Origin of the sequence: Enterovirga sp. (genome assembly GCF_035325185.1) — a bacterium.
In the GTDB taxonomy this organism is placed as follows: domain Bacteria; phylum Pseudomonadota; class Alphaproteobacteria; order Rhizobiales; family Beijerinckiaceae; genus Enterovirga.
In genome coordinates this window covers 11,106-27,345 of record NZ_DAOLAJ010000012.1, presented here as the reverse complement: position 1 = coordinate 27,345, position 16,240 = coordinate 11,106, and the positions used below count along the sequence as shown (strand labels likewise).

Genomic DNA, 16,240 nt, shown 5'->3' with positions numbered 1-16,240 from the left:
GCCGGCCTCGTCTTCTTCCACGGCGGCGGCCTCGTGACCGGCGACCTCGACACGCATGACGGCATCTGCCGCACGCTCGCGGAGGGCGGGTTGCGGATCGTCTCCGTCGCCTATCGCCTTGCGCCCGAGCATCTCTTTCCCGCCGCCCTCGACGACGCTCTCGCGGCGACGGCCTGGGTGGCGGAGCATGCCCGCTCCCTCGGGATCGATCCGGGACGCCTCGCCATCGGCGGCGATTCGGCCGGAGCGGGCCTCGCCGCCGCCGCCTGCCAGGAGATGCGGGGCGACTTGGCCATCGCGGGCCAGCTTCTCATCTGCCCCGTCCTCGACCCCCTCGGCACGAGCCCCTCACGCCGCGACCATGCGAGAGGATATTTCCTGGATGCGGGGACGATCCGCCGGGATGCCGAAACCTGCGGGCTCGGGACGCTCGCCTCGCGCTTCTCGCCCCTGCGCGCGGCCGATCTGCGCGGCCTGCCGCCGGCCCATATCCATACCGCCGAATTCGATCCCGTCCGCGACGACGGAGCCGCCTATGCCGCGAGACTGCGGCGCGCGGGCGTGGCCGTGAGGCACGAATGCCATCCCGGCATGATTCATTTCTTCTACGGCCTCGGCCGCCTCATCCCGAGGTCGCGGCCGATCCTGCGGGCGATCGCGGCGGATTTCGCCGGCCTGCTCGCCGGCTCCCGCATCGCCGCCTGATCCAGTCCAACCCCGGAGAGACCCATGACCCTGCATTCGACCATCGTCGCCGAGATGGAGGCGATCACCCGCGACCACGAGAGAAAGATGCCGCCGATCACGGACGACCTGGTCCTCGTCGACACGGAATTCGACTCCCTCTGCTTCGCGCTGTTCGTGGCGCGGATGGAGGACCTGACCGGAATCGATCCGTTCAGCGACATGGAGACGGCCGACCTCCCCGTCACGGTGGGCGACCTCGTCGCGCTCTACGACCGGGCCGTCCTGAAGCGGGCGGCCTGACTCCCATGACCTTGCGCGAACGACTGGGGGCGGCGAGGCTGGACGGCCTCGTCCTGTCGGACGACCGCACGAGCATCGCCTATGCCGATCTCCTGCGCGGGTCCGGGCAGGAGCCGGCCGCGGCGAAGCTCGCCGGCCGCTCCGTGCTTGTGGCCACCGGCCGGCAACTGACGGCGGGGCGGGCGATGGTCGCCCTCGACGGCCTCGTGCGCCGGCTGGTCCTGGCGCCTCCCGGCCTGCCGCCGGACCACGTGGCGCGCATCGTCGCCGATGCCGAGGTGGAGCTTGCCGTCACCGATGCGGGCAGCCCCTACGCGGAGGCGCTGGCCTGCCTGCCCTGCCTCGACGTGGAGGCGGCCTGCGCGGTGGCGGGCTCTTCCCTGGACACCGAATGGGTGCTCGCGACATCGGGCACCACCGGGGCGCCGAAGCTCGTCGTCCATACGCTCGAGGGCCTTGCGGGCGCCATCGACACCGCTGTCGCGACGGAGCCCGGCACCGTCTGGAGCACCTTCTACGACATCCGCCGCTATGGCGGCCTGCAAGTGTTCCTGCGCGCGATGCTCGGACCTTCCTCCCTCGTCCTGTCCCATGCCGGGGAGCCGGTACGCGCCTTCCTGGCGCGCGCGGCGGAGGCGGGCGTCACGCATCTCCTCGGCACCCCGTCGCATTGGCGCCTCGCGTTGATGAGCCCGGAACTTGGCCGCCTCGCGCCCCGCTATGTCCGCCTCTCGGGCGAGATCGCCGACCAGGCCGTCCTCGATCTCCTGAAGGCGGCCTTTCCGAAGGCCCGCCTCGCCCATGCCTATGCTTCGACCGAGGGCGGCGTCGGCTTCACCGTCGAGGATGGGCGCGAGGGCTTTCCGGCGACGTTCCTCGGAGCCCGCGCAGGGATCGAGATCGAATTGCGCGACGATACCCTGCATGTCCGCTCCAGGCGGACCGGGCGGCTTTATCTCGGACCCGATGCCGAGGAACTGATCGCACCCGACGGCTTCGTCGATACGGGCGATCGGGTGGAACTGCGCGGGGAGCGCTACCATTTCCTCGGCCGGCGTTCCGGCGTCATCAATGTCGGCGGCGCCAAGGTGCAGCCGGAGGAAGTGGAGAGCGTCATCAACGCTCATCCGCGCGTGTCGATGTCGCGGGTCCGCGCCCGGCCGAACCCGCTTCTCGGCGCCGTCGTGGAGGCCGAGATCGTGCTGCGCGAGGAGAAGGCGGAGCCGCCCGAGGATCCCGTGCTCCTGAAGGGCGCGATCCTCGCCCATTGTCGCCCCCGTCTCGCCCGCCACAAGGTGCCGGCGAGCGTGAAATTCGTGCCCGGCCTGCCGCTGACGGCCGGCGGCAAGCTGCGGAGGGCGCCGTGAGCGCGCCGGTGGTGGTCGTCACCGGGGCGAGCCGCGGCATCGGCCTCGCCATCGCCGAGGCGCTCGCCACGGACCATCGCGTCGTCGCGGTGGCGCGCCGGCCGACCGCCGCCCTCGACGAGGCCATGGGGAAGGCGGCACCGGGCGCGATCCTCTTCGAGCCCTGCGATCTCGGCGAGCTGGACGGGTTGCAGCCTCTGGCGCGGCGCATCCGGGCGGCGCACGGTCCCGTCTACGGCCTCGTCAACAACGCCGCGATCGGCACGCCGGGGCTGCTCGCGACCATGCCGAATGCGGAGATCGCCCGGCTGGTGCATCTGAACACGCTCGCGCCGATGATGCTCACCAAGCATCTCGTGCGCGGGATGATGAGCGCGGGCCGGGGCCGGATCGTGAATGTCAGCTCGATCATCGCCTTCACCGGCTACAACGCGCTCTCGGTTTATGCCGCGACGAAAGCGTCCATGATCGGCTTCACGCGCTCGCTCGCCCGCGAGGTCGGCAAGCTCGGGGTGACGGTGAATGCGGTCGCCCCAGGCTTCGTCGAGACCTCGCTGACGGAGGGCATGGACGAGGCGGAACGGGCGCGGATCGCCGGCCGGAGCGCGCTCCGCCGCCTGCCCGAGCCGCGCGACGTGGCCGACGCGGTCGCCTTCCTGATGTCGGACAAGGCCCGCCACATCACCGGCACCGTCCTGACCGTGGATGCCGGCAGCACGGCGTGAGCGCTGTCCGCGGTTGAGCCCGCCGCCCGACTTGGCTTATCTCCTTGCTGATAGGGAGATGCCGGTGAAACTCTTCGATCTGTCGGGCCGGACGGCCCTGGTCACGGGCTCGAGCAAGGGGATCGGCCATGCGCTCGCCCGCGGCCTCGCCGGGGCGGGGGCGCGGGTGATCCTCAACGGGCGCGACGGCGCCCGGCTCGCGGTCGCCGCGGCCGAGCTCACCAAGGATGGCTTCACGGGGGTCGAGACGGCCGCTTTCGACGTCACCCGGCCGAACATCGTCGCGGCGGGCATCGAGAAGATCGAGGCCGAGATCGGGCCGATCGACATCCTCGTCAACAATGCCGGCATGCAGTTCCGCACCGCGCTGGAAGACTTTCCCGTCGAGAAGTGGTCCGAGCTGATGCGGACCAATCTCGATTCCGTCTTCTATGTGGGGCAAGCCGTGGCGAGGCGCATGATCGGCCGCGGCCGCGGCAAGATCATCAACATCGCCTCTGTCCAGAGCGAGCTGGCCCGGCCGGGAATCGCGCCCTATACGGCCTCGAAAGGAGCCGTCAAGCAGCTCACGAAGGGCATGGCCACCGATTGGGGCCCGCACGGGCTCCAGGTCAACGCGATCGCGCCGGGCTATTTCAAGACGGAGCTGAACCAGGCGCTCGTCGAGAACCCGGTTTTCTCGTCCTGGCTGGAGCAGCGGACGCCCGCGCGGCGGTGGGGGAATGTCGAGGAACTGGCCGGAGCGGCGATCTTCCTCGCCTCCGACGCGTCTTCTTTCGTCAACGGGCATGTGCTCTACGTCGACGGCGGCATTACGGCCTGCCTCTGAAGGCAGTTTTGACCGCTTCGCCGGCGCCCTTTCCGGGTCCGGCGGGCGGCGGGGATTTGAGCCTCGAACAATGATGGGACAGGAGGCTGCGCTCGCGGCCTGGAGGAGAACAGGATGACGTTGAAGGGTGAATCGTTGATCGGCCGCGCGGCCGTGCGTGGCTCGCAGGGCGAGATCGTCTCGGTGGACATGACGAAGGGGGGCGAGCCGCTGGCGCCGAAATTCGCCGGCCTCACCAAGGAGGAGATCGACCGCGCCTGCGGGCTCGCCTGGGCCGCCTTCGACCCCTATCGCGAATTGCCGCTCGAGGAGCGGGCCAGGTTCCTGGAGACGATCGCGGACAACATCCTGGCGATCGGGGACGAGCTGATTCTGCGCTGCATGGCCGAGAGCGGCCTGCCGCGGGGGCGGATCGAGGGAGAGCGCGGCCGCACGGTCGGCCAGCTCAAGCTCTTCGCCCAGGTCGTGCGCGACGGCTCGTTCCTCGATCCCCGCATCGACCCCGCGCTTCCCGACAGGAAGCCGATGCCGCGCCCGGATCTGCGGCTGCGCAACGTGCCTCTCGGCCCGGTCGCGGTCTTCTCGGCCTCGAATTTCCCCCTGGCCTTCTCGGTCGCGGGCGGCGACACGGCCTCGGCGCTGGCGGCGGGCTGTCCCGTCGTCGCCAAGGCCCATTCGGCCCATCCCGGCACCTCCGAACTGGTGGGCCGCGCGGTGCAGAAGGCGGTCGCCGATTGCGGGCTGCCGGAAGGCGTCTTCTCGCTCCTCTACGTGAGCGGCTACCAGCTCGGGCAGAGCCTCGTGGCGGATCCGCGCATCAAGGCGGTCGGGTTCACGGGCTCGCGGCGCGGCGGCACCTCGCTCATGAAGGTGGCGGCGGAGCGGCCCGAGCCCATCCCGGTCTATGCCGAGATGAGTTCCATCAACCCGGTCATCCTGCTGCCCGGGGCGCTGAAGGCGCGCCCGGCGGAGATCGCCCGGGGCTTCGTCGGGGCACTGACGCTCGGAGCGGGGCAGTTCTGCACCAATCCCGGCCTGATCCTGGCCATCGAGGGGCCGGGCCTGGACGAGTTCCTGAAGGCGGCGTCCGAAGCCGTCGCGGCGGCGCCCGCCTCGACCATGCTGACGCCCGGCATCTTCGATGCCTATGAGGGCGGCGCCGCGAAGCTCGGCCAGCAGGACAAGGTCGAGACCCTGGCCCGCGGCCAGGAGGGCGGCCCCTACCAGGGCAGGCCGGGGCTGTTCTGCACGGGGGCTCCCGCCTTCAAGTCCAACCACGCCATGCAGGACGAGATCTTCGGGGCGTCCTCGCTGGTCGTGCGCTGCAAGGACGAGGCGGAACTGGTCTCGATCCTGGAGAGCCTGGAGGGGCAGCTCACCGCCGCCCTGCATATCGAGGAGAGCGACCACGCGGCGATGCGCCGGCTTCTGCCGCTGCTCGAGCGCAAGGCGGGCCGCATCCTCGTCAACGGCTTCGGCACCGGCGTCGAGGTGGCGCATGCCATGGTCCATGGCGGACCCTTCCCCTCGACCTCGGACGGGCGCTCGACCTCGGTTGGCACGCTCGCCATCGCCCGCTTCCTGCGGCCGGTCTGCTACCAGGACCTGCCCGAGGACCTGCTGCCGGTGGCCCTGAGGGACGGAAATCCGCTGAACATCTGGCGCCGGATCGACGGCAAGCTCCAGCAGGGGTGAGGGGCGAGCGGGGCCCCTCCCGCCATCCGGGACGCGGGGTCTTCCGCGTCCCGATCCGCCGCCTGCGGGAGGGAGGTGCCCGATCGTGAAATGGCCGGCTTTGCTCCGCAAGCTGCGGCGGCCCTCCGGCAGGACGCCGCTCGCCGGCCACCTCGACAGGTTCGAGAGGCGCGTCGTCGCCGGGTGGGCCGCCGACACCTCCGATTTCAGCCGGCCCGTGCAGGTCGTGCTGGTCGTGGACGGCATGCCGGCCGCCATGACGGGAGCGAGCGCCCTCAGGCCCGACCTCACATCGGCCGGGATCGGCGAGGGCCGGCACGCCTATGAATTCGCCATCCCGAATCTGAGCCTGCGCGGCGCCCGGCAGGTGGAGACCTTCGCCCTTCGCATGGAGACGGCAAAGGAACTCGGCCTCGCCGATGAGGCGGGAGCCTTGCGAAGGGGCCTCGATGCCGCGCGCTTCGCGCAGATGGCGACGCGCGGCGGCGGGCGCATCCTTCGCCTCGGAACGCGCGCCGTCCCAGCGCGGCGCGACGTTGCTCGCCGGGATCACGAGCGCTCCGCGCCGGGGCCCGTCGCCTTTCTCGACATCTGCGATCTTCTCGCCGTCCTGGAGGAGCGCGCGCTGGTCACCGGGATCCAGCGCGTGGTCTCGGGCCTGATCCTGACCTCACTGTCGCAATCCTCCAGGCTTCCGGCCTTCGAGTTCTGCGCCCCCGCCGAGGACGGGGAGATCGTCGTGCTGCCGGGGGAGGGGCTGCGACGTCTCGTCGGCAAGGCCCTGTCCGGGACGGCCGCGCAGGCGGAGCTGAGCGCGGATGTGGCGGCGATCCGCGACGAAGGACGGCGCGCGATCTTCCGCCCCGGAGATCGCTACGTGATCACGGGAGCTTATTGGATCATCCCCGACTACGCCCCCACGCTCCTCGGCATCCGCGCCCGGGGCGTGCGGATCTGCGCCTATATCCACGATCTCATTCCCTTCACCGCCGGCCGGTTCGTGGATGCGGCCAGTCTCGCGGAGGTTCGGGAGCGGGGAATGGAGGTTTTTTCCCTCTGCGATTTCTTCCTGACGAACTCCTCCTTCGTCGAGCGCCAGCTCGGCTGTTTCCTCTCCACCGAGACGGGCCGGCGGCCCCCGGCGCGGGTGGTGCCGCTGCCGCATGAATTGCCGCGCGGGCCCCATATGGCGCAGGTCGATGCCGTGCCCGCGCATCCGCGCCCCTATGTCCTCTGTGTGAGCACGCTCGAAGGGCGCAAGAACCACCTGCTGCTGTTCGACGTCTGGGCCGCGCTCCTGCGCAAATACGGCGCGGAGGCGGTCCCGGATCTGGTCCTCGTCGGCCATTGGGGCTGGGGGATCGCCGAATTCCGGGACCTTTGCCGCGTGACCGGCTTCCTGGCGGGCCGGATCGTCGTGAAGCACGATCTCGGCGACGGCGAGCTTCTGGCGCTCTATCGCGGTTGCCTGTTCACGGCCTTTCCGAGCTTCGTCGAGGGCTGGGGCATGCCGGTGGGCGAGAGCCTCGCGGCGGGCAAGCTGTGCGTCGCCTCGAAGAGCAGCTCGATCCCGGAGGTGGGCGGGGATTTCTGCGACTATATCGATCCCTGCGACCCTCTTTCCGCCTTCGAGGTCTTCGAGCGCGCGATTTTCGATCCGTCCCATCGGCGGGATCGGGAGCGCGCCATTGCGGCCGCCTTCCGGCCGCGGAGCTGGGACGAGACGACCTTCTCCTTCCACGAGGCGGTCGAGGCCCTGGCGGAGGATTCCGCCGCGTCGGTGGAGAAGGTGCCGCTGCTGAAGGCGGATATCGCCTATTCCCTGGAGAACCTGCCGGGCGACGTCCTCCGGCCCTGGAGCCACAAGGTCGCCCGGCTCGCCCTGGCGGAAGGCTGGCACGGGCTCGAGAGCTGGGGGGCCTGGAGCAGCCGCCCGGAGGCGAAGCTTCGCTTTTTCACGGACGAGGCGCCGGGCGAGGAGTTGGTGGTGACGCTCCGGCTCGTCCCGCCGCCCGGCCTGGACGAGGCGAGGCTGCGGCTGGAAAGCGGCGGCATGCAGGAGGAGGCGAGGCTGCGGGGGGCTGCGCCGCAGGAGATTCGCCTCGGAGCCAGGGTCGAGAAGGGGGGCGAGGTCGAGCTGACCCTTCTGTCCGATCCACGCGACCTCTGCGCCGACGGCCTGCGCGACCTGCATGTGGGACTTGCGGCTTTCTCCTTCTCGCGGGTGCGGGATATTTGAAAAGCCCGCCTCAGGCCCTACATGTCATTGCCTCAGCCAGCCTCGGAATCGCTCATGGCCGCTCCCGGCTTCAAGGTCGTCTCCCTCACCGATGCCGCCGCCGAGCGCGTGCGCGCCATCATGTCCCGCATGGACAAGCCGATCGCCGGGCTGCGCGTCGGCGTGAAGAACGGCGGCTGCGCCGGCATGTCGTACACGATGGAATATGCCGAGGAGATCGGTCCTCACGACGAGATCGTCGAGGACAAGGGCGTGAAGATCCTGATCGACCCGAAGGCGATCCTCTTCCTGCTCGGCACGGAGATGGACTTCCAGACGACGAAGATGTCCTCCGGCTTCACCTTCAACAATCCGAACCAGACTTCGGCTTGCGGCTGCGGGGAATCGGTGGCGATCACGCCGGCCGCCCCCGAGCGGCTCCGCTGAATCCCCGTTCCTCGCTGCCGGCAAACAGCGTATCCTGGGCATGGAGGTGCCCATGGATCGTCGTAGCCTGCTGAAGACATTTGCCGGATTGGCGGCTTGCCCGCTCTGCTCGTCCAGGAGCTTCGCGGCGGAGGCCGCGCATTGGAGCTACGAGGGGGCGACCGGGCCCGCCAAATGGGGCGACCTCGACGCCGCCAGCAAGACCTGCACGGTCGGCGCCCAGCAATCGCCGATCGATATCGGTCCCACGATCACATCCCAGCTCCCGCCGCTGAAACTGGCCTGGGCGAAGAAGGCCGACACCATCGTCAATAACGGGCACACGATCCAGGTCAATTTCGCCGAGGGCAGCGGCCTCAAGCTCGGCGATGCCGACTACAAGCTGGTTCAACTGCATTTCCACCGGCCCAGCGAGCACCTGGTCGCGGGCCGGAATTTTCCGATGGAAGCGCATTTCGTCCACCAGGGCTCCGGGGGGCTCGCGGTGATCGGGGTGCTGCTGGTGGAGGGGGCGTCGAATCCGACCTTCGGCAAGATCATCGCGGGCATGCCGAAGGCGGAAGGGCCTCCCGTGCCGGCGCCCGCCGGCATCGATCCGAATGCGCTGCTGCCGGCCGAGTTGTCCTACTATCGCTATTCGGGTTCGCTGACGACGCCGCCCTGCTCGGAAGTCGTCGAATGGCTGGTGCTGACGAATCCGGTCCCGGTCGCCGCCGCGGATGTCGCGAGCTTCGCCAAGCTCTATCCGAACAACGCGCGGCCGGTGCAGCAGGACAACCGCCGCTTCGTTCTCCGCTCGAACTGACGAGAAACACGGCCCGACGACGGTCGGAACGTCGTTGCCGTCACCTCCCGGAGCGTGGCCGGGGGGCGCGGGCCAGGAAGGCGGGGACGTGGTCGCCGAGGCCGACGACCCCCGTCCCATCCGAATCCCGGTCGGGTCTCGAATCCCGCTCCGGCCTCGGTTGCGCGCGCCGCCGGGCGGGCTCGGCTGCGAGCGTCTTTTCCTCGCGCGGCTCGCGCGGCTTGGGGAGAGCCTTTGCGGGGCGATCTTCTCTCTCGCGCCCCCGCCGTCCGCGATCGTCCCGCCCGCTCCGCGAAGAGCTGGCGCGCTCGCCCCGGCCGCGGGAGGAGCGCGGCCGCTCCGAAGGTTCGGGAAGGCTGCTGAGATCGGGCCCTTCCCAGGTCACCGGCTGGCCGATCAGCGTCTCGATCGCCGCGAGGGACCGCTCGTCGCCGGGCGCGACCAGCGTGAAGGCGTGGCCGGTCCGGCCGGCGCGGCCGGTCCGACCGATCCGGTGGACGTAATCCTCGGCGTGATGGGGAACGTCGTAGTTGAAGACGTGGCTGACGGCCGGAATGTCGAGGCCGCGCGCGGCGACGTCGCTCGCGACCAGGAGGGGAATCTCGCCGCTTCGGAAGCTGTCGAGCGCCGCCATGCGGGCGCGCTGGTCGAGATCGCCGTGGAGGGCCGCGGCGGAGAAGCCGTGCCGCTGAAGCGATTTGTGAAGAATGCCGACTTCCCGCTTGCGATTGCAGAAGATGATCGCGTTCTTGAAGTCGGCCGCGCTGCGGATCAGATCCCGCAGCCTCTCGCGCTTCTGATGGCTCTCGGCGCCCGTGGCGAAGAGGCGCTGGGTGATCGTGGAGGCCGTCGAGGAGGGGGGCGCCACTTCCGTGCGGACGGGATTGTGGAGGAAGCTCTCTGAGAGGCGCTCGATCTCCGGCGGCATGGTGGCGGAGAAGAACAAGGTCTGGCGCGTGAAGGGCGTCAGCTTGGCGATCCGCTCGATATCCGGGATGAAGCCCATGTCGAGCATCCGGTCCGCCTCGTCGATGACGAGCAGCTCGACGCCGGTGAGAAGGAGCTTGCCGCGCTCGAAATGGTCGAGCAGCCGGCCCGGCGTCGCGATGAGGACGTCCACGCCGCGCGTGATCTTGGCGTCCTGGTCGGCGAAGGACACGCCCCCGATCAGGAGCGCCACCGACAGGTTGTGGTTGATCCCGTATTTCTCGAAATTCTCGACGACTTGGGCGGCCAGCTCGCGCGTCGGCTCGAGGATCAGGGTCCTCGGCATGCGGGCCCGCGCGCGTCCCGTCTCCAGCAGCGTCAGCATGGGCAGGACGAAGGCGGCCGTCTTGCCCGTTCCGGTTTGCGCGATGCCCAGCACGTCCCGCCTCGCGAGCACGTGGGGAATGGCCTGATGCTGGATGGGGGTGGGTTCGCTGTAACCCGCGGCGGCGACCGCTTGAAGAACCTTCTCGCTCAGACCGAGATCAGCAAAAGACATTCAGGACGACGACCATGCCGGACACGCGCTCGCGGCCCGCGACTGTGACCGGAAAATCTGGCTGGTGGACCCGGCTGGACGTTCCGGCATTGGGCGTCAGCGAGCGCGCGACGCCTGCGGCTGCACGAGTTGCGCCGCCGCCGCGTATATCGAGGGGAACGTCCCGTCTGTCAACAACGAAGGCGCGTGGAAGGGTGCCTAAAAGCTCTCTCAACGTTGAGGAGCGGCACAGGGGTCGATCCTGCCGGTGGCCGCCCTTAAGCCGATCGAGCCCGTGGTCGCGGGATCCTCGCCATGGCTGGCCTGCCAGGCGCCCCGTGCCAGCGTCTGCCGCTCCGCCGCCGCCGAGATCCAGCTCGCCGCGAGCCACGACACGCCGCCGATGATCACTGCCGTCTTGATCGCGCTCTCGATCAGGGATGAGCGCTTCTTGCCTTCTTCACCGAACATGCAACCGGGCTCCGCCTCGTAGAGAGCAAGTGCGAATTTCGCGCCACGGAGTGAAGTTTCGGTAAAGAACAAGTCCTTTGGTTGCGTGGCCCCGATTCGGGCGGGGCTGCCTTCAGATGTCGAGCCCGGCTTCGTCCGCGAAAGCCGCGCGCTCCTGGATGAAGGCGAAGCGTGCCTCGGGCTTGTTTCCCATCAGCCGCTCGATGGTCTCGCCAGTCCCTTCCACCTCCTCCTCCTCGACGATCACCCGCAGGAGCGTCCGCTTTCGCGGATCCATCGTCGTCTCCTTGAGCTGGGCCGGAAGCATCTCGCCGAGGCCCTTGAAGCGTCCCACATCGACCTTGGCGGAGCCCCTGAATGCCTTCCTCAGCAACTCCTCGCGATGCGCCTCGTCTCTCGCGTAGACCGTCTTCTCCCCCTGGGTCAGCCGGTAGAGCGGGGGCACGGCGAGGTAGAGATGCCCGTTCCCGATGAGCTGCGGCGTCTGCCGGTAGAAGAAGGTGATGAGGAGGGAGGCGATATGGGCGCCGTCGACATCGGCATCCGTCATGATCACCACCTTCTCGTAGCGCAGGTCCCCGTCCTTGTACTGGCCCCCGGTGCCGCAGCCGAGGGCCTGGACGAGGTCCGAGAGCTGCTGGTTGGCGACGAGCTTGTCCCGGCCGGCCGAGGCGACGTTCAGGATCTTGCCCCGCAACGGCAGGACGGCCTGGGTCGCCCGGTCGCGCGCCTGCTTGGCGCTGCCGCCGGCCGAATCGCCCTCGACGATGAAAAGCTCGGAGCCCGCCGCGCCCGCGCGGGTGCAGTCGGCGAGCTTGCCGGGAAGGCGCAGCTTGCGGGTCGCGCTCTTGCGGGCGACCTCCTTCTCCGCGCGGCGGCGAAGCCGCTCTTCGGCGCGCTCGACCACCCAGTCGAGCAGCTTGTTGGCCTGCTGGGGGGAGGCGGCCAGCCAGTGGTCGAAGGCGTCCCGGATGGTGCCCTCGACGATGCGCGTCGCCTCGCTCGTCGCCAGCTTGTCCTTGGTCTGGCCCTGGAATTCCGGCTCGCGGATGAAGACGGACAGCATCGAGGCGCATTGCGCCATGACGTCGTCGGTCGTGACGGCGGCCACCCTTTTCTGCTGCCCGACCCGCTCGGCATGGTCGCGCAGGCCCCGCAGCAGCGCGAGGCGCAGCCCGTTCTCGTGCGTGCCACCCTCCGGCGTCGGGATGGTGTTGCAGTAGGAGGTGGAGAACCCGTCCGCATCCGCGAGCCAGGCGAGCGCCCATTCAAGCGAGCCATGGCCGCCGGGCTTCGTCACCTTGCCCGTGAAGAGGCCCTCGGCGACCTGGGTCGCGCCCTCGATCTCGCGCAGGAGATAATCGCGCAGGCCGCCGGGAAAGCGGAAGACCGCCTCCGCCGGAACGTTGTCGGTCCCGGCGAGAAGGGAGGGGGCGCAGCGCCAGCGGATCTCGACCCCGCCGAAGAGATAGGCTTTCGAGCGCGCCATCTTGAAGATGCGCCGCGGCACGAAACGGGCGGCCTCGCCGAAGATCTGCGGATCGGGATGGAAGCGAATGCGGGTGCCGCGCCGGTTGTGCACGCGCCCGACCTCGGCGAGGGGGCCTTGCGGGATGCCCCGCGAGAAGCACTGCCGGTAGAGCGTCTGCTCGCGGGCCACCTCGACCTCGAGCAGGTCGGAGAGGGCATTGACGACCGAGACGCCGACGCCGTGCAGGCCGCCCGAGGTCTCGTAGACCTTCGAATCGAATTTCCCGCCCGCATGCAGCGTGGTCATGATGACTTCGAGCGCGGACTTGCCGGGGAACTTCTTATGCCGGTCCACCGGGATGCCGCGGCCGTTATCGGTGATGGTGAGGAAGCCGCCTTCCTCCAGCTCCACCTCGATGAAGCTCGCATGGCCCGCGACCGCCTCGTCCATCGAGTTGTCGATTACCTCCGCGAAGAGGTGGTGAAGGGCCCGCTCGTCCGTGCCGCCGATATACATGCCGGGCCGGCGCCGGACCGGCTCGAGCCCCTCCAGCACCTCGATGGCGGAAGCGTCGTAATCCGCCGCCGCGGCAGGCTGGGCGGCAGCGCCGCCGGTCGGGGCGCTCCGCCTCGGGCGCGGGGGCGAGGCCGCGGGAGCCGGCTGAGGCGCCGACGCGGCCCGCATCGCATCCGCCACCTTGCGGAGCGCCGCACCGCCTCCGCCGAAGAGATCGCGTTCGGCCATCTGAACTCACACACTGATTCGCCGGATCTCGAAGCTAGCGGAGGAGGGTAAAGAGAACAAACCGGAAACCGTATTTCTCCACGGCGAATCGTGGGGGCTTCCGCTGCGCCAACCCTCCCCCCGCTTGCGGTGGGGAGGGCGGACTCGGCCGAAGGCCGAGCCGGGTGGGGGCGGCTCCGCCTGTCGTGAGGTATAGGTGCTCGCGTCGACGCCCCCCACCCCGGTTCGCGCCTTCGGCGCGACTCGGCCCTCCCCACCGCAAGCGGGGGGAGGGTTGGCGCGAGCTATCGAGGCCAGAGGGGCACCCCGCCGGGCTCAGCTTTCCTTCGCGGCTTTTTTCGCCGCCCGCTTCGGGGCCGCTTTTCCTGCCGGCGCCTTTGCCTTGGCCGACGAGGCCGCCTTCGCCGTCTTTTCAGGCTTGGCGGTGGCGGCCTTGGTGGTCTTGCGCCGCGCCGCGCCGCGCTTGCTCGGGCCGGCCGCGCGGCGGGCGGCGAGGAGGGCCGCCGCCTCCGCGAGCGTCACCGCCTCCGCCGCCTGGCCGCGGGGCAGGGTGGCGTTGGTCTCCCCGTCCGTCACATACGGACCGTAGCGGCCGGCCTTCACGGCCACGGGCTTGCCGGTTTCCGGGTCGTCTCCGAGAGGGCGGCCGGGATCGGCGGCGCGCCCGCCGCGTCCTCCGCCCTGCTCCTTGGCGACGACGAGGTCGATCGCGCGGTTGGCACCGATCTCCAGCACGTCGTCGTCGCGGCCGAGGCTCGCATAGGTCTTGCCGTGCTGGACATAGGGCCCGAACCGCCCGATCCCGGCCAGGATCGGCTCGCCGCTCTCGGGATGCTTCGTCACCTCGCGCGGGAGGGAGAGGAGCGCCAGGGCGCGCTCCAGATCGAGGCCGGCCGGCGCCATGCCTTTCGGGATCGAGGAGCGCTTCGGCTTCTCGCCCTCGGCTCCCTCGCCGAGCTGGATGAAGGGGCCGAAGCGCCCGTCCCGCACGCTCACTTCGAGGCCGGTCTCCGGATCCTGGCCGAGGATGCGCGTGCCCGGCGTGCCTTCGCCCTCCTCGCCGTTCGGCACGGCGAGAGGACGGGTATAGCGGCATTCGGGATAGTTCGAGCAGCCGATGAAGGCGCCGAACTTGCCGAGCTTGAGGGAGAGCGTGCCGCTGCCGCAGGTCGGGCAGGCGCGCGGGTCGCCGCCATCGGCCTTCGGCGGGAAGATGTGCGGCCCGAGGAGGTCGTTGAGCGCATCCAGCACCTCGCCGGTGCGAAGCTCCTTCGTGCCGTCGATGGCGGCCGAGAAGTCGCGCCAGAAGTCGCGCAGGACCTGCTTCCAGTCGATCTCGTGGTTCGAGATGCGGTCGAGCTGGCCTTCGAGATCCGCCGTGAAGTCGTATTCCACATAACGGCGGAAGAAGCTTTCGAGGAAGGCCACGACGAGGCGGCCCTTGTCCTCGGGGACGAGCCTCTTCTTCTCGATGCGCACATATTCGCGCTCGCGCAAGACCGCGAGCGTCGCCGCATAGGTGGAAGGCCGGCCGATGCCGAGTTCCTCCATGCGCTTGACGAGGCTCGCCTCGGAATAGCGCGGCGGCGGCTCGGTGAAATGCTGCGTCGCGGCGATGCGCCGGCGCTCCAGAGGATCGCCCGCCGACATCGGCGGCAGGCGACGCTCGTCCTCGTCCTCGCCGCCCGCGCCGTCCGCCTCCGGGTCGTCGCGGCCCTCGCGGTAGAGCGTCAGGAAGCCGTCGAAGCGGATGACCTGGCCGGTCGCGCGGAGCTGGAGCCGGCGCGGGCCGACCGCCGCGTCGATATCGACGGTCGTGCGCTCCAGCTCGGCCGATTCCATCTGGCTCGCGATCGTGCGCGTCCAGATGAGGTCGTAGAGCCGAGCCTGGTCGGAATCGAGCTGGCGCGCGACCATGCCCGGGCGGCGGCCGAGATCGGTCGGGCGGACCGCCTCGTGCGCCTCCTGCGCGTTCTTCGCCTTGGCCGAATAGCGCCGCGGCACGTCCGGGCGGTAGCGCTCGCCGTAATCCTTGGCGATGACGCGCCGGGCCGCCGCGATCGCCTCCGGCGCCATGTCGACGCCGTCGGTCCGCATGTAGGTGATGAGGCCGACCGTCTCGCCGTCGATCTCGACGCCCTCGTAGAGCCTCTGGGCGAGGCGCATCGTGTGGGCCGGCGCGAAGCCGAGCTTGCGGGAGGCTTCCTGCTGGAGGGTCGAGGTGGTGAAGGGCGGCTGCGGATGGCGCTTCGCCGGCTTCGCCTCGACCTTGGCGACGCGGAAGGTCGCGAGTTCCAGGTCGCGCTTGAACGCCTCGGCCTCGGCGGCCGTCCCGACGTCGAGCCGCGCGATGCGCTTGCCGTCCGCCCCGACGAGCCGGGCCTCGAAGACCCCGCCCGCTTGCGTCGCGAGCGTCGCGACGAGCGACCAGTATTCGCGCGCGACGAAGCGCTCGATCTCCATCTCCCGGTCGCAGACGAGGCGCAGGGCGACCGATTGCACCCGCCCCGCCGAGCGCGCGCCCGGAAGCTTGCGCCAGAGGACGGGAGAGAGCGTGAAGCCGACGAGGTAGTCGAGGGCACGCCGCGCGAGATAGGCGTCGACCAGCGCCGCGTCGATCTCGCGCGGAGCCCGCATGGCGGCCTGGACGGCGTCCTTGGTGATCGCGTTGAAGGTGACGCGCTCGACCGGCACCTCCTTCAGCGCCCGCTTCTCGCGCAGGGCCTCGACCACGTGCCAGGAAATGGCCTCGCCCTCGCGATCCGGGTCGGTCGCGAGGATCAGCTTCTCGGCGCCCCGCACGGCCTTGGCGATGTCGCTCACCCGCTTGCCGCTCTTGGCGTCGAGTTCCCAGAGCATCCTGAAATCCTGCTCGGGATCGACCGAGCCGTCCTTGGGCGGCAGGTCGCGGATATGGCCGTAGGAGGCCAGGACCTCGTAGTCCTTGCCCAGGTATTTGTTGATCGTCTTGGCCTTGGCCGGCGACTCGACGACGACGACTTTCATTCCGCAATCC

Annotated in this window: 13 protein-coding genes; 9 read left to right on the top strand and 4 right to left on the bottom strand. The window is 69.8% G+C overall.

All coding sequences use genetic code 11. The features are described 5' to 3' along the window. From PKD06_RS04185 to PKD06_RS04145, 9 genes are all read left to right on the top strand, one after another. Positions 1 to 705: alpha/beta hydrolase (locus PKD06_RS04185; protein WP_324377900.1), on the top strand; the 705-nt coding region annotated here is incomplete at its 5' end. 24 nt (positions 706 to 729) lie between these two features. Further along, positions 730 to 987: an acyl carrier protein gene (locus tag PKD06_RS04180; RefSeq protein WP_324377898.1), complete on the top strand. Its 258-nt coding sequence runs from the start codon at positions 730 to 732 to the stop codon at positions 985 to 987. Positions 988 to 992: 5 nt separating this feature from the next. Then, a complete protein-coding gene (locus PKD06_RS04175; protein WP_324377896.1) occupies positions 993 to 2,354 on the top strand; it encodes a fatty acid--CoA ligase family protein in 1,362 nt (453 codons plus the stop codon). Continuing rightward, positions 2,351 to 3,079, top strand: coding sequence for an SDR family oxidoreductase (locus tag PKD06_RS04170; protein ID WP_324377894.1), 729 nt, complete (start codon positions 2,351 to 2,353; stop codon positions 3,077 to 3,079). The genes PKD06_RS04175 and PKD06_RS04170 overlap by 4 nt, the downstream gene beginning before the upstream one ends. A gap of 58 nt (positions 3,080 to 3,137) precedes the next feature. Next, entirely contained in the window at positions 3,138 to 3,908 is a 771-nt protein-coding gene (locus PKD06_RS04165) for an SDR family oxidoreductase (protein ID WP_324377892.1), read from the top strand. Between the two features lie 114 nt (positions 3,909 to 4,022). Beyond that, positions 4,023 to 5,603, top strand: coding sequence for an aldehyde dehydrogenase (NADP(+)) (locus PKD06_RS04160; protein ID WP_324377889.1), 1,581 nt, complete (start codon positions 4,023 to 4,025; stop codon positions 5,601 to 5,603). A gap of 85 nt (positions 5,604 to 5,688) precedes the next feature. After that, positions 5,689 to 7,842 (top strand): glycosyltransferase, encoded by a 2,154-nt coding sequence (locus PKD06_RS04155; protein ID WP_324377887.1) that lies wholly within the window; start codon positions 5,689 to 5,691, stop codon positions 7,840 to 7,842. Between the two features lie 54 nt (positions 7,843 to 7,896). Further along, positions 7,897 to 8,268, top strand: a complete 372-nt coding sequence (locus PKD06_RS04150; protein ID WP_324377885.1) for an iron-sulfur cluster assembly accessory protein — start codon at positions 7,897 to 7,899, stop codon at positions 8,266 to 8,268. 52 nt (positions 8,269 to 8,320) lie between these two features. Further along, on the top strand, positions 8,321 to 9,073 hold the full coding sequence (locus tag PKD06_RS04145; protein ID WP_324377883.1) for a carbonic anhydrase: 753 nt from the start codon (positions 8,321 to 8,323) through the stop codon (positions 9,071 to 9,073). Positions 9,074 to 9,113: 40 nt separating this feature from the next. On the opposite strand, the gene PKD06_RS04140 is transcribed toward PKD06_RS04145, so the two are convergent. The 4 genes from PKD06_RS04140 to topA form a co-directional block, all read right to left on the bottom strand. After that, the gene (locus PKD06_RS04140) at positions 9,114 to 10,559 is read right to left on the bottom strand and encodes a DEAD/DEAH box helicase (protein WP_324377882.1); all 1,446 of its coding nucleotides are present in this window, start codon (positions 10,557 to 10,559) and stop codon (positions 9,114 to 9,116) included. Positions 10,560 to 10,769: 210 nt separating this feature from the next. Next, positions 10,770 to 11,081 carry a hypothetical protein gene (locus PKD06_RS04135; RefSeq protein ID WP_324377880.1) on the bottom strand — a complete coding sequence of 104 codons (312 nt, stop codon included), beginning with the start codon at positions 11,079 to 11,081 and terminating at the stop codon, positions 10,770 to 10,772. Between the two features lie 40 nt (positions 11,082 to 11,121). Further along, a complete protein-coding gene (gene parE / locus PKD06_RS04130; RefSeq protein WP_324377878.1) occupies positions 11,122 to 13,224 on the bottom strand; it encodes a DNA topoisomerase IV subunit B in 2,103 nt (700 codons plus the stop codon). Positions 13,225 to 13,539: 315 nt separating this feature from the next. Next, entirely contained in the window at positions 13,540 to 16,230 is a 2,691-nt protein-coding gene (gene topA, locus PKD06_RS04125; protein WP_324377877.1) for a type I DNA topoisomerase, read from the bottom strand. Between the last annotated feature and the right edge of the window lie 10 nt (positions 16,231 to 16,240).